At 45.9% G+C, this 14185-nt stretch carries 11 protein-coding genes and 6 pseudogenes; 16 read left to right on the top strand and 1 reads right to left on the bottom strand.

The window, feature by feature from the left end; all coding sequences use genetic code 11:
- Positions 1 to 50: 50 nt before the first annotated feature.
- Positions 51 to 491, bottom strand: coding sequence for a hypothetical protein (locus Q0852_RS21565; RefSeq protein ID WP_299022008.1), 441 nt, complete (start codon positions 489 to 491; stop codon positions 51 to 53).
- 221 nt (positions 492 to 712) lie between these two features.
- Between Q0852_RS21565 and Q0852_RS21560 the strand changes: the two are divergent.
- The 16 genes and pseudogenes from Q0852_RS21560 to Q0852_RS21485 form a co-directional block, all read left to right on the top strand.
- Positions 713 to 2042: pseudogene (locus tag Q0852_RS21560) on the top strand (TonB-dependent receptor).
- Between the two features lie 185 nt (positions 2043 to 2227).
- Complete coding sequence (locus Q0852_RS21555; RefSeq protein ID WP_299022005.1) at positions 2228 to 2992, top strand: DUF3450 domain-containing protein; 765 nt, start codon at positions 2228 to 2230, stop codon at positions 2990 to 2992.
- A gap of 1 nt (position 2993) precedes the next feature.
- Complete coding sequence (locus Q0852_RS21550) at positions 2994 to 4328, top strand: MotA/TolQ/ExbB proton channel family protein (RefSeq protein ID WP_299022002.1); 1335 nt, start codon at positions 2994 to 2996, stop codon at positions 4326 to 4328.
- 38 nt (positions 4329 to 4366) lie between these two features.
- Positions 4367 to 4888, top strand: coding sequence for a MotA/TolQ/ExbB proton channel family protein (locus tag Q0852_RS21545; RefSeq protein ID WP_299022065.1), 522 nt, complete (start codon positions 4367 to 4369; stop codon positions 4886 to 4888).
- The gene (locus Q0852_RS21540) at positions 4888 to 5292 is read left to right on the top strand and encodes a biopolymer transporter ExbD (RefSeq protein ID WP_299021999.1); all 405 of its coding nucleotides are present in this window, start codon (positions 4888 to 4890) and stop codon (positions 5290 to 5292) included. Before Q0852_RS21545 ends, Q0852_RS21540 begins: the two co-directional genes overlap by 1 nt.
- On the top strand, positions 5292 to 5906 hold the full coding sequence (locus Q0852_RS21535; RefSeq protein ID WP_299021996.1) for an energy transducer TonB: 615 nt from the start codon (positions 5292 to 5294) through the stop codon (positions 5904 to 5906). The genes Q0852_RS21540 and Q0852_RS21535 overlap by 1 nt, the downstream gene beginning before the upstream one ends.
- Positions 5903 to 7066, top strand: coding sequence for a hypothetical protein (locus Q0852_RS21530; RefSeq protein ID WP_299021993.1), 1164 nt, complete (start codon positions 5903 to 5905; stop codon positions 7064 to 7066). The genes Q0852_RS21535 and Q0852_RS21530 overlap by 4 nt, the downstream gene beginning before the upstream one ends.
- A gap of 430 nt (positions 7067 to 7496) precedes the next feature.
- On the top strand, positions 7497 to 9521 hold the full coding sequence (gene fusA / locus Q0852_RS21525) for an elongation factor G (protein ID WP_299021990.1): 2025 nt from the start codon (positions 7497 to 7499) through the stop codon (positions 9519 to 9521).
- 108 nt (positions 9522 to 9629) lie between these two features.
- On the top strand, positions 9630 to 10394 hold the full coding sequence (locus tag Q0852_RS21520) for a metallophosphoesterase (protein ID WP_299021988.1): 765 nt from the start codon (positions 9630 to 9632) through the stop codon (positions 10392 to 10394).
- 98 nt (positions 10395 to 10492) lie between these two features.
- Positions 10493 to 10720, top strand: a complete 228-nt coding sequence (locus tag Q0852_RS21515) for a PepSY-associated TM helix domain-containing protein (protein ID WP_299021986.1) — start codon at positions 10493 to 10495, stop codon at positions 10718 to 10720.
- Positions 10714 to 11130: pseudogene (locus Q0852_RS21510) on the top strand (DUF4198 domain-containing protein); the annotation flags it as partial. The gene Q0852_RS21515 and the pseudogene Q0852_RS21510, both read left to right, overlap by 7 nt.
- Positions 11120 to 11359: pseudogene (locus Q0852_RS21505) on the top strand (hypothetical protein); the annotation flags it as partial. The pseudogenes Q0852_RS21510 and Q0852_RS21505, both read left to right, overlap by 11 nt.
- Positions 11356 to 11502, top strand: coding sequence for a hypothetical protein (locus Q0852_RS21500; protein ID WP_299021983.1), 147 nt, complete (start codon positions 11356 to 11358; stop codon positions 11500 to 11502). The pseudogene Q0852_RS21505 and the gene Q0852_RS21500, both read left to right, overlap by 4 nt.
- Before the next feature lie 284 nt (positions 11503 to 11786).
- Positions 11787 to 12554: pseudogene (locus Q0852_RS21495) on the top strand (metal ABC transporter permease).
- Positions 12555 to 12563: 9 nt separating this feature from the next.
- Positions 12564 to 13445, top strand: a pseudogene (locus tag Q0852_RS21490) (ABC transporter substrate-binding protein).
- A 152-nt stretch (positions 13446 to 13597) separates the two neighbouring features.
- A pseudogene (locus Q0852_RS21485) lies at positions 13598 to 13816 on the top strand (DUF3622 domain-containing protein); the annotation flags it as partial.
- Positions 13817 to 14185 lie beyond the last annotated feature (369 nt).

The raw sequence follows: 14185 nt of genomic DNA, 5'->3' as shown, positions 1-14185 counted from the left end.
TGGAGGATACAAGAGAATCCAAAAGCAGGCTGATGCAATTACCGTAATGCCTATTTACGCATTTTCTCAACGTCGATAACGTTTTTGAACTTGCTTGCTTTGCTTAGGATGTAATCAACATCAGGCGGGAAGTCCTTGTTTGATTTAGCATGCTTCATCATATCGAAGACTGTAAACTCAGTTAGTACGGCATATTGGTAAGATTTAAAATCACCTTCTGCCTGTAGGGTAGGGTCGAAGTACTGATCGCCCTTGCGGATAATTGCGTGATCAATGATTGGATCTTCACAGCGGTAACCTAGAACGTAACGCTCACCTTTGCCATAAATCACATTCATATAGCTGTTATAGAAGCACTCATTTTCAGCGGAGGTGCAGCTTTCTAGCAGCTCATCATCCATCGCCGATACCGTTATAATGCGGATTTTATCTGCCTTGTAGTTTAATTCTGTCAGTTGGCGACGTACTTCGTCCAAGTTTACTTCTGTCACTTCTTATACCGTTTATATCAATAAAATCAGCGGCATTATAGCGTTCAATTGAATAAATATCACGAATGTAGCGATTTTAGCTGCGACAAGCCTGTCACTTATATTCCGCGTCCGATTTAAGCAGTCGCGGCATAAAGGCGCATGTGGGTACTTGTTGAGCCTCTTGATAATTAAAAAAAAGAAGGGGTTAAGTCACTCATTCATCAAGGAGATAACGGAATATGTTTTCCAAAAGTCAGTTGGCTTTATTGATTGGCGCGACCCTGGCAGCACCAGTTGTTCATGCTCAAACTCATTCTCAGGCAACAAATGTTGATGATCACATGGTTGTTACTGCTCGTGACTATGGTTACAAAGCAGATATGAATACAACAGCTATGCGTATTGAGGCGACTCAGTTAGAAATCCCGGGACAAGTTACAGTTATTGATGAGCAGCTTATCGACGAGCAGCGCGCCAGTACTTTTGGTGAAGTCCTAAAGAACGATGCAAGTATCTCGGAAGGTGGCAAAGGTCGGAACCGTGAAACGTGGTTTTGACCTGGGTAGTGGTCAAACATTGAAAATGATGTTGAAAATACCGGTCTGGATATAAACGTGCAACTTACCGATAGCTGGCGTTTAGCAGCAGGCTATAACCATCAGGATTTTGAGCGCCGTGATATCGAGAGCTTCTCAAAGCCGGAAACTTTCAATGCTGCTGATGGCTCGTTCACTTACAATGGTTACGACTGTTTGGACAATTGGCAGTTTGACACCGCGTATATTGATTTTGTCGGTGAATTCGATGCGCTGGGTGTTGATCATCAAATGCTGGTTGGTGCGAACTGGCTAGGTTACTACTATAAAAAGCAGAGTCAGTACCTGAAAAAATTTACTGCAACCGTTGGCCAGCCAATGGATAAGCCTGCCAACCTGCACTTTAGCAACGGCGAGGCTAAAAATCCGTCAGAGCGTGATTCGTATGGTATCTACCTGCAAGACATGATCACATTTAATAATCAATGGCAGGCTCTGGCCGGTGTACGTTTTGACCGACATGAAACCAGTGAAGAAACGCACAATAATGTGCCGGGGAAAGAGACAATTACAACGCAGGTGGGGTGAACAGGTTCACCGTGGAGCTGAGTTGAGTGCATCTGGTTATGTGACTGAAAAATTAGCCTTAAACAGTTCAGTAACTTACCTTGATGCGGAGATCGTTGATTCGACTGAGGCATCTAAAGATGGTAAGCGACCGGCGGACGTGCCTGAGTTGTCTGCAAGTATCTGCTCTCGTTACCCTGTAACTGACAATGCGGATGCTAATCTTGGCGTTATTTATGTTGGCGATCGTTACGGTGATACTGCGAATACGTATAAGAAAGATGCTTATACACGCGTTGATGCCGGTGTTGTCCATACGATTAAGTACGATCAAAACTTGGATGTTATCATACGTCTTAACGTTGAAAACCTATTTGATACCGATTATTTAGCGGGTGGTAGCCAGACTAAAACCATTATTGGTGAAGGCCGTAATTATATGGCGACGTTACAACTACGTTACTAATCATTTAGCAAATGTAAGGGACGTGTAGTCTTCCCTTTTTTACTTTTCTAAATCTTGATTGTAAATGATACTTGCTTTCATTTGGTGTTCTTTGCCGTTACAGAAGAGTTGTTTGTTTTTTTATCTATCTGATTCAAAAGTGAAATTTTTGTTCTTGTAAATTCTTTCAGGGTGTTTTTTGTAAAATGAACCTAAGAAAAACCAGCGTAGCATTGATGATGGCGGCTTTAGCAACAGGAGCCAATGCCGATAGTCTCGAGCAAGCGCGTTCAATTGAAAGTAAAATCAATGCGGCTTCGGCTTACACTCAAAAGAAAATTGATAAGAGTGCTGAAGCTACATTGTCAATTTCGGCTGAGATTGAGCAGCTTCAGGAAGAGATCAAAAATCTGACCGTGTATCGTGATCATCTTGCTCGTTTGGTTGATAGCCAAAACGCAGAAGCAGGCAGTCTTAAATCGCAGATCCGTGGGATCAGCGAGACACGTCAGGGTGTTGTTCCGCTTATGTACAATATGATTGATGGGTTGAGAACCATTGTTGCCAGCGACAAGCCGGTTCGTTATGAGCAACGTCTGGCAAGAATTGCCAAGCTTGAGGTGATGATGGGGCAGGCCGATGTCAGTGATGCTGAAAAGTACCGTCGTATCCTTGAGGCTTATCAGATTGAGATGGACTACGGTACCAAGCTTGGGATTTATCAAGGTAAAGTCGCTCTTTCTGAACAAGAGAATATCGAAGCTGATTTGCTTTATTTGGGGCGGATTTCACTCGTTGCTCGAAGCCTTGATGGCAAGCACTATTGGGCCTGGAATGATACCCAGTCGAGCTGGCAGGGACTTGATACTTCCTTTGCTAAAGGTATCGATAAAGCATTCGCTATTGCTTCGAAACAAGCTGCTCCAAGCCTGATATCCCTTCCGGTATCTGTTAACGTGGAGAGCAAGTAATATGAAAATCAAAACGTTAGCAGTCGCACTTTGTTTACTCAGCCTGCCTTTAGTCGTGTCTGCCAATCCGTCACTGCTTAATAAAACGAAGCAGGAGCAGCAAGTTCAGCAGGCTCATAATGTGGACCGCGAGGCACGCTTCAAACTGACAGAAAAAGAAATTAAGGCTCAGCGTAATGCCTTGGTTACTGAGCGTAACCGTCTTCAGCGAGATACTGAGCAGCTAAGCAAGAGATTTAGCAAGAACGAAAACCAGCTGGCGAAGCTTGAAGAGCAGCTTCGCTTGGAAACCGGCAGCCTTGGTGAGCTGTTTGGGGTGGTGCGCCAGGCTGCCAAAGAGCTGGATTCAGAAATGGCTTTTTCGGTAACAGGTGTGGATCGAACCGAGTACAGAGCCGTTGTTGATCAGATCGTAGACGCTAAGGCCTTGCCGTCAATGATCCAGTTGAATGGCCTATGGCAAGCTATGAATGATCAGATCTCGGCGAGCGCAGAGCTTCGCGAGGTAACTGTACCTTTTATTAACGGTGAGGGTTACCAGTCAGATCTTAACGCTTATCGCTTGGGTAGCATGGGTTTGATTGGTGAGAAGGGTTACCTTTCATGGGATGGGAAGCGTAATGTAGCCAAACTGTATTTGAAGCAGCCGGAAAACGGACCGTCTTATTCTGGCCTTAATGAGCTGGCTCTGTCGGGGCTGCAGGCTGCTGTTGTCGACCCTTCCCGTGGTGTGATGCTTGAGCAGCTGGCCAACTCTCCCGAGCTTCAGGATCGTATCGAGCATGGTGGTGTTGTCGGTAAAATCATCCTCGGCCTGTTGGTTATCGGTGTTGTCATTGCATTGTTCCGCGGTGCCAAGTTAATGGTAATTCACCAGCAGATAAAGTCACAGCTGAAAAAACCAACTCAGCCGGGGAATAATCCGCTAGGTCGCGTGTTGAGCGTTTATAACAGAGCGCAAAATCGTTCAGTGGAAGCGTTAGAACTTCGTTTGCTGGAAACGATTGTCGATGAGCAGCAGGGGCTTGAAAAAGGCCTGTCAATGCTGAAATTGCTTGCTGCATTGGCGCCGATGCTGGGGCTTCTGGGTACGGTGACAGGCATGATCGAAACCTTCCAGGTGATCACTCAGTTCGGTAACGGAGATCCAACCGTGATGGCGGGAGGCATTTCAATGGCGTTGGTGACAACAGTGCTGGGCCTGATTTCAGCTATGCCACTGTTACTAGCGCATAATGTATTAAGCACTCAGGCAGAAAACATCCGTAATATCCTTGAAAAACAGGGGATTAGTTTGGTTGCGGAGCAGGCCGAGAAAGCAGGAATCGCAGCCTAATGGAATCCCATTTATTTGAAGTGCAGTTCATCAAGGCTATGGGTTTGGAGTCCTGGTGGTATTCACTTCAGCACTTTATGAACCAAGGGGGTCAGGTACTGTGGTGGCTGGCTGCCGTGGTCGTGGTTTGCTGGCTGCTGGTGGTTGAGCGAGTGCTTTACCTGACCTTTACCTATCCCAAGCAGAAGCAGCAATGGCTAGCGAACTGGCAGGACAGGGGAGAACAGACGTCATGGTATGCCCACGCACGGCGTGACGGTTGGTTAAGTGAAGCGCGTATAGCTCTGAATCAAAATCTGAACCTGATCAAAGTGCTGGTGGCTATCTGCCCGATGCTGGGTTTGCTTGGTACCGTGACCGGCATGATTTCGGTTTTCGATGTAATGGCAACGCAGGGAAGTAGCCAGCCTCGTCTGATGGCTTCGGGTATCTCCCTGGCCACCCTACCCACAATGGCCGGTATGGTGGCTGCGTTGGCTGGTATGTTTGTTCACGCTCGCCTTTCTAAAGCCTGTCATTTACGTGAACTCAAGTTAGAAAAATTATTAAGGAGCCAGTGATGCGATTGAGTCGTCCGTCTTCTGCTCGTGAAGAAGCTCAGGTAGATCTGACGTCCATGTTAGATATCGTATTTATCATGCTGATCTTCTTTATTGTGACCAGCTCGTTTGTTCGTGAATCTGGGGTCGAGGTAAACCGCCCACAGGCCAGTAATGTGGTTAGTCAAAAAGATGCCGGTATTTTTATCGCCATTACGTCTGCTAATGACATCTACATTGATAAACGGGTTGTCGATGTTGAACGTGTTCAGGCCACACTTGAGCATTTAGTTCTGGATCAGCCGGAAGCGTCGCTAGTGATCCAAGCCGATGAACATGCTTACAACGGTACAGTTGTCAAAGTGATGGATGCCGCTAAAGGGGCTGGTGTGAAAAAGATTGCCCTGGCAGCGGAGAAACACTGATGCTGAGGTTACTTATTGCTTTGCCTGTCGCATTGGCAATGGCACTAGGTTTGTTTACTTTCATGGCCTGGATGGTCGATAACGGCCAGCAACGTGCGCCGTCAGAGAAGCAGTTTCTGGCCTTTGATATGGTAATGGTCGAGCAGGAGCAGGAAGTGCAGCGTCGTCAGCGGACTGTACCTGAAAAGCCGGATATGCCGGAGCCTCCGCCGGAAGCGGTACCGGCTTCATCGCAGACGGTTAATACCGCCGTCGCACCAAGTATGCCTAGTTTGTCTCTTGATACCACAATTTCTGGTTTGGCGATTAACGCTCCGCAGTTTTCTGATTTCGGTGCTAATCAGCAGGCGATGCCGTTGTATAGGGTTGAGCCTCGCTATCCTGCCCGTGCGAAGAAGCAGAAAGTTGAAGGTTATGTTTTGCTGTCATTCACGATAGATAAAACAGGCCGCCCTAGAGATATTTCTGTGCTTGAGGCAAAACCTCGCCGTTTATTTAACAGGGAAGCTATCCGCGCCTTACGGAAATGGAAATATCAGCCTAAAGTTGTCGATGGTAAGGCAATCGCTCAGGTTGGCCAGACTGTCAGACTGGAGTTTAAGATAAATCAATGATCAAGAAACTTGCATTTATTCTGGCTCTGGTCTTTGTGGCCGGGCCTGTTCATGCTGAACTTTCCCAGTATACGGCCGGTAAGGTTCAGCGAGCGCATAACCTGCAACAAGAAGATAAGCTGGATGAGGCGATCGTCTTACTGGCAGGGCTTACTCCGTCTAAGGCTTATGATCAGGCATTCGTTAAACGTATGTTGGGTGTATTTTACTGGCAGCAGGGTAATATTGATAAGGCGATAGCAAATTTATCTGATGCGGTAAAAAGCGGCTTATTAGAGGATGAACAAGCCTGGGTAACGCAAAGAATGCTGGCTGATCTTTTGCTTTCTGATGAACAGTTCAAGCAGGCGTTGCCTCACTATTACCAATTGTCCAAAAATTTTCCCAAAGGGCAGAAGGCTGATGAACTTTGGCTGCGAATAGCCCAGTCTCATTACCAGCTGAGTGAGTGGAAATCAGTGTTGTCTGCCATTTCTATTTATGACTCGCTGACTAAGCTTGAGGAGGTTGCCCCTTTGAGCATTAAGCTCGGTGCACAGCTTCAGCTTAAGTATTGGAAGGGAGCAATATCGACACTTAAGCGTCTGATAGTGCTTGAGCCGGATAAAACGACCTGGTGGCAGCAGATGGCGGGTGTCCAGTTACGACTGGGACGTTCGAAGGATGCATTGGATACCATGGCATTGGCTAAGCGTCAGGGCGTTGCGTTGAGCCTGCAAGATTTAAAAACAATGGCGCAGCTGTATGCTCAGCGGGGGATCCCTGAACGGGCTGCACGAATCTATGCTGAGTTGGAAGGTGCTGAAAGAAATGCTGAGCTGGTTTCATCCCAGGCGATGTATTGGCAAATAGCCAAAGAGTGGGATGAGGCTATTTCAGTCTGGAGACTGGCGGCTAAGCTGGACAATAAGCATCGATGGTCATTGGCGCAGTTGTTGCTTCAGGAAGGTTATTACCGAAAGGCATTAACGGAACTGGACAGAGTTGATCAGGAAAGCCGTAAAGCTGATGTAGAGCTTGCCAAAGCCCGGGCTTATTACAAGCTTGAAGATTTTGACCAGGCTCTTGTTCACGCTAAGCAAGCTAACAATATAGAGCCAACCGCAGCGGCAAAATCTTGGATTAAATACTTGAGCCAAATTCGGAATATGCAGAGTTAGCATCAAACAGCGCTGTGCCCCCGAGGTCTGTGAAAGTAAAGCGAGAGTGATGAATACTCTCGTTTTTTTGTTTTTAAACTTTGTCGAGTACTAAGCCGCATCGCAGCACTTGGGGAAAGGCTTCTTCGATCTCTTGGTACAACTTTTTAGCCTGGTTTTCATAACGCCGTGAGAAGTGGAAAGGTACTAGCTGTTTTACTTCGGCAGCCGCGGCAATTTTTATTAATTGAGAATACAGGTTGATTATTATGAAGAAAATCACAGCAGATACAGGAAGTGCAGTTAAGCTTTAAGTAACTGGTCACTAAATGGAACGATTATGGATATCCCCATACGGAAAATGACTTGGAAGACGACAGGGCGGCCAAGCCGCCAGTTAACACAATGAAAAATGTGTCACTACTCGTCTTTCTTTTTCCAGGGGGCATTTATGTCTGTTAATGAAATACGAAACGTTGGATTTATTGGTCAGAGCGGAGTTGGTAAAACGACGTTAATTGAACGTCTTTTGTATGAGTCTCAGGCAACGACTCATTTGGGCTGTGTACAGCAGGGAGATACGGTTACTGATTTCGACCCCCAATCGATTCAGTATCAGCACAGTATCGAAGCAACGCCTGTAGCCTTAACCTGGCACAATCATCGAATGAACCTTATTGATACCCCAGGGCTTCCTGAGCTTCTTGGGCGATCATTAAGTGTTTTCCCAGCGGTTGAAACCTCCGCTTTGGTGCTCGACGCTAATACCCCGCTAAACCAAGTCTCAGATCGTCTGCTTGATTTTTCAAAAGAGCAGCAAAAATGTCAGATGATCATTATCAATAAGCTGGACCTCAATTCCCATCAATTAGGTGAATTTATCGCCGAAGTGACGTCTCATTTTGGCCAGAGCTGTTTACCGATTAACTTGCCGTCAGAAGATGGCAACAGTGTTATAGATTGCTACTTTGAGCCTGATTATGACAAATCGTCACTATTTGACAGTGTTGCAATTTCGCATGAGCGATTGATTGATCAAATCATAGAGGTTGATGAAGTCTTGATGGAGTTATATCTCGAGCAAGGCTCGGCGTTATCGCCGCATCAACTGCATGACCCGTTTGAAGAAGCACTGCGTACCGGACATGTTATTCCTATTTGTTTTGTTTCTGCCGAAACCGGAGCCGGGGTTGATTTGCTGCTGCGAACTTTGGCTGAAATTATGCCCCTGCCGGAAGAAGGCAATTCGCCTATGCTGGAGAAAGATGGAAAGCAGATAAAAGTGAATTGTGAGCGGCTAGACCATAGCGTAGCCCATGTCTATAAGGTGAGTGTTGATCCGTATCTCGGTAAACTTGCCTATATTCGCGTTTTCCAAGGTGAAATAAATGCCGGTAGCCAGTTGTATATTGGTGAAAGTAATAAAGCATTTAAAGTTGGTCACCTGTACCAGTTGCAGGGGAAAAAGCGCATTGAGATAAGTCGTGCCAAAGCCGGGGATTTATGTGTCCTGGCCAAAGTGGATGACCTTTATTTTGATTCGGTGATTCATGATTCCCATGATGAAGATGGCATCACGATGCGTACGCTGACGTTCCCGCCGCCCATGTACAGCCTGGCAATTCAGCCAACAAAGCGTGGGGATGAACAGAAGCTTTCTGAAACTCTGCAAAAAATAACGGCTGAAGATCCGACATTACGGTTAGAGCATCGCACTCGCACCAACGAAACTTTACTAAGCGGGCAGGGTGAGTTCCATTTGAAGATTGCGATGGAAAAGATGGAGTCGGTGTATAAGTTGAATGTGGAGGCCTCTCAACCAAGCATAGAATACTACGAAACGATCACTCAGCCGGCAGAAGGGCACTACCGCCATAAAAAACAGAGTGGTGGAGCCGGACAGTTTGGTGAGGTACAGCTCAGGGTACGCCCGTTGGAGCCTGGCTCGGGTTTTTCTTTCGTGAATAAAGTGGTGGGGGGAACCATTCCTACCGCATTGCTCCCTGCTGTTGAAAAGGGGATCCGGCAGGCCTTGGATGAAGGGGCGATTTCCGGTAATCCAATCAGGGATATCGAAGTTACCGTTTATGATGGTAAATACCACTCGGTTGACTCGAAGGAAATTGCTTTTGTTATTGCGGGTAAGAAGGCTTTCCTGAATGCGGTGACTAATGCTAATCCGATTGTTTTAGAGCCCATAGCGGAACTGTCGCTGATGATACCAACACCGGCCGTGGGTGATGTTACCGGTGATCTAGCCGGTAGTCGCGGGATCATTATTGGTACAGGCGTAACGCAAAATAACTTTACCTCTGTACAGGCGAAGGCACCACTTAATGAGTTGCAGGATTTTTCGCAGCGTTTACGCGCAATTACAGGTGGAGAAGGCAGTTTCAGTCTGGCTCTCAGCCATTATGAGGCAGCGCCACTGAATGTGCAGAAGCGTGTGTGCAGTGAGTCACAGGTTGCGAGTTAGTGGCTGTTGACCTGAGTATATAATGATATAAGCCATTAAATAACAAATGTAATTAGCAGAAAGCAGTCAGTTGGCTGCTTTCTGTTGTCTCGTCTTCGGAGAGCCATCATGTTCGTGCAGTATTTATCAGATCTACACCTGGAATTTATGGCAAGCCCGTGGGATTTTTCGTTGCCGGAGACAAACGCTGACCTGATCATCATTGCCGGGGATATAGGAACCGGATGCGAGAGTCATTACATTGACTGGGTTCTGGCGGAGACAAAGGGCAAGCAGACAATTGTCGTGACTGGAAATCATGAACCTTATGGTTCAATCTTGCAGAAATGCCATCAAAACTGGCGAACGGCGACCCGAGGAACGCATGTTCACTTTTTAGAGCAGGAAGCCATAGAAATCGACCATATCCGCTTTCTGGGGGCAACGCTCTATACCGACTACCGGCTTGATGGTAATCCTATGGAAGCAATGAACCGGGCGGCGGAATGCATGAATGATCACCGAAAGGTTCATATGGACGCGAGAGGCTCAATGTTCAGACCAATTGATGCACTTGAAATTCATTACCAGAGCCGGCAGTTTTTAGAATCTGAATTACAAAGCGGCTATAAGGGTAAAACCGTTGTTGTTTCCCACCATGCCCCAAGTGCCAAATGCTTTCCTGATGATAAAATCCCACCGCTTGCTGCTGCTTATGCCAGTAATCTTGAAGAATTGATGGAAAGGTACGACATCGCAGCCTGGTTCCACGGGCATATCCACAGCAGCACAGATATTACCATTCACAATACCCGAGTATTGGCTAACCCGCGTGGTTACTGGCCGATGCTGCTTAATGATGATTTTGATCCCTGCTGTACAGTAGACATATAACCCCGCCAAACGTAAACAATGTAAACCAAATACCAATACAAACGATTATCAATTAAATTGTGCGCATAAGATTTCCTACGGTTTTGATGTAATTGCTCATGCTGCTAAAGACGAAGGCTGTTCAGCTTTGGGCGCGACGCCTTCATATCTATATTTCAATGGCTTTGTTACTGGTGGTGCTGTTTTTCTCAGTTACCGGCATCACCCTTAATCGACCTGAGCTTTTTGTGAATAGCCTGCCCTCAGTCAGTGAGGTGGAATTACAGCTGACTGATGAATTAATGGCATCGGGTTCGTGTGTTATGTACCGGATGAACAGATGCTGATTGAGTTTATTACTCAATGTGTTGATGTTTCAGGCAAACCGTCGGGTATTGAGGTTTCGGCAACGGCGAATGCCCATCCTCGCTGGGTATTACCTTCGCACTTTACTGTGTCCAAAGAAGGGGGCGACGGGCTGACTTTCGATGTAACCGCTTCCCACGGTACGTTTGTGTTCGATAAACCGGCTGGTAGTGAAACTGCACAGGTTGTGATGCCTGATGGTCGCAAGGAACGCCCAAACTTTGTGATCCGCGAGAAGCGTCGTTCAATGTTTGATTTCTATTTCCAAGAAAAAGGTACTCATAAAGTTGCCATTAACGGCACGCCTTCCTACTACACCCAGTATAAGGCTGGTCGTCGAGATACGGTGAAGTGGATGAAAGCCAATAAGGCGGAGCGGGATGAGCTGTTGGTTTGAAGGTGAAAAGCTAGTTTGTGAAGCGGGTTATAGCGATGGAAGTACAGCGGTTGATTATAACGTCGATATGTTTGATTACGACGATAACCTGATTGATAAAGCGACAACCGATAAACGCTCAATTGCCGAGTTTGATATACCAAATACCGATTTTTATCCGATATTCGATGCTGGTCATGAAAGTCCGGTGGAAGTGGATGTTGTCGAGATTTCAGGAAAATGATCACTGAATCGGTAATTTCGGATGACGGCGGGAGAGAAGGTAAGTGGGTTGTGCTTTTCATTGCCATGTTCCTTTTGGTAGTGGGCATTCTTTTGCCTTATCACCAGCTTTCTTCGGAAGGACATGAGCGGGCTGTTCATTAGGTATCTGTTGAGGAGCTTAAATCACCTGAGCTGGCAATGACTGGTGAGCTTCGTTTGGCCCATGAGGAAATCCGCAATGTTCATCAGGATAACCTTGAATTTGAAGGAAAAGATACATGACCATTGGTGAGTGAACTGGAAGCCTTGTGGCTTGACGCCGTTTACCGGAGAGATCCAAATCCAGTGGCCTGGCAATAAAAAAGGTAAAAATTGAGCGTCTTTTCAATCATTACAGCGCGGTAACGCAGTCAGATATAACGAACGAACCTGGAGGATGTCGCATGATGGATATGATCCGAGCTCTGGCACAATCCGGAGTAGACGCCGGGTGGTTGAGTGAAAGTTTTTTCTATGCCTTTATGGTTGTTAATGCGGTAGTTGCAGCCTTGTTGTTGGATCCTTTGCTTGGTGGACACGGCACTTTGGTTATAGCCAAAAGGTTGGCTTTTTTCTCCGAAGCGGTTGGTCATGCTGCATTGATCGGTATTGCATTGGGTGAGCCACCGGAAAATCCGATGATTGGCTTATTTAGCTTCTGTATGATTTTCACGTAGCTACTTCATTTTGTCCGTAATCGAACGAATGTGCCTTATGACACCTTGGTGGTGGGGCTCATTGCTCAGGCGTTAGCTGTAGGGGCGGCATTGCTGATGTATGTGGCACGTAAAATCAATATTCACATGTTGGAAAATGTATTATTTGGTTTGATCTTGATAGTAATCGATCAGGATTTACTCATATTGGCTGTGAGTTGCCTATTAATAATGTTGTTGATCCGGACCTTTAATCGCATTTTGCTCACATACATCAGTCCGGATATTGCCAAAGTGCGTGGTTTTGCTACCAACTATTACGATTATCTATTTGTCATGATGATCACCCTGGTGACGATCGCGTCAGTCAAAATTGTTGGGGCTGTGCTAGTTGGCGCACTTTTGCTGATCCCTGGCGCAACCGCTCGTTTGTTGACCAAGAACATGGGTAGCTTTGTCTTATTGTCGGCTATGTTCTTTTTGTGTGCCACGAGTTTTCGCATTGTTCGTAAAGGGTGATTTAAAGAGATGACAATCCGATCAAATAATAGTTTGTTGAAGCTTGTTTGGGTGACGGTAATCGGTTGCTCTGTATTTTCATCTTCAGTGGTACAAGCAAAAGACATACTGACAGCAACACCGGTGACTTATATGCTGCCCTCTGAGCTGTCGAAAGGAACGTCGATCTGTCGCCAACGCGTTATGGTGTAAAGCGTTTGCTGAATTGGTTTAATAGCAAGGGGGCGGAATTAACGACAAAAACGGCGAGAAGCGCCTTAGTTGTTATTATGCTAGGAGCTATTTGGCCTCAGGACCCATTGTATGTGCATGCACGTCAGGGCAACATCCAGATTGTTGAAATTGATGCCTCTCAGGCTATTTCACCAAGAGCGCAGGGGGGTAGCAGCCCTGAGGCTCGATGATGGAACAATAACTGTCTATGCTTGGCTAAATCCGACTAACTTAACTCGCATGGCCGCAATTGTGAGTGCTGATCTGCAACGGATATGGCCGGAACAAGCCAGTCAGATAGCTGCAAACCAACAACAGCTGATGCTAGCGGTACGCCAGCTAATAAATCCGCAACAAAAGGCATTGTTTGGTGCTGAAGTTGATTCAGTGGTGTTACTTTCACAAGAGCTGGAAGATTTTGCTTTTGGCAATCAGCTTTTTGTTGTCGACCGGTTTACTCAACCGGAGTTGGAATGGACAAATGCCGATAAGCAGGCATTACTTCAGTTGCTTAGTGAGGATGACTCACTTTGGGTTTTGACGTCTAAGTACGCAAGTAAGCAGCTTAAGTTTTTGGTTCCAAATCCTGAACGTATTTTGATGATTGACAGTATCGACCGCTGGGGGGAAGGTATTGATTCTGAATGGCCGTTAAAACGCTGGCAACTTGAGCTGTAATTGATTGAACGGGCCTAGTTATGGAACTATTGCTCTACATATCTCTGGTTATGTGCTCTAATACCGGGCTTACGAAGGGATAGCGTTTTCGGAGCAAGTGCAATGGAACTGATGAATATGCTCCTTTCTTTTAGTCATCCCTAGGAAATCAAATGGCAAACGGCAAAAAATTCGATTACCGCGTTGTAGAAAAACGAAACGGTTGGGCTGCAGAAATTATTCGTCAGGTATCTGCGCGACGCACTACCATTTCTAAACGTGAAATGGGCTTTGAAACTGAAGCCGCAGCAACTGAGTGGGCAGAAAAGGCTCTTGCTGAGTTTGTTCAAAATCAGATTGAACGCAATAAGCGTAAGGCTCTTCAACGTAAAGCCAACGAAGAAGCTGCAGATGCAGAATAATCTTAAGAATTAAGATTCTTAACGCCGAATAAGGGCCTTAAGCTTTTAGCTTGAGGCCTTTTTTATTAATCAAAGAATTCAAATCGAATTTCATTTCATTACTATTCCTTCCTCACTCATATTCGTTGTAATGATTTTTGTTTGTTAATTAAACAAATATTTTGGTAATCATTCGTTTTCTCTCACAATAACGTACACATGAAAGCAAAATACTGTTCTATTGTAGTACAATTGCACATCATCGATATGCATTATGGGATTTCCAGGGCAAGATCATGAAGAGCCCTTATTTTACAAGGCTTCCAGAGAGGTTGCTTTTTTAGAATAGGCTTCATTTTT

This window comes from uncultured Photobacterium sp. (assembly GCF_947502415.1).
In the GTDB taxonomy this organism is placed as follows: domain Bacteria; phylum Pseudomonadota; class Gammaproteobacteria; order Enterobacterales; family Vibrionaceae; genus Photobacterium.
The sequence above is the reverse complement of the archived record's forward strand: the minus strand, read 5'-3'. Positions and strand labels throughout refer to the sequence as shown.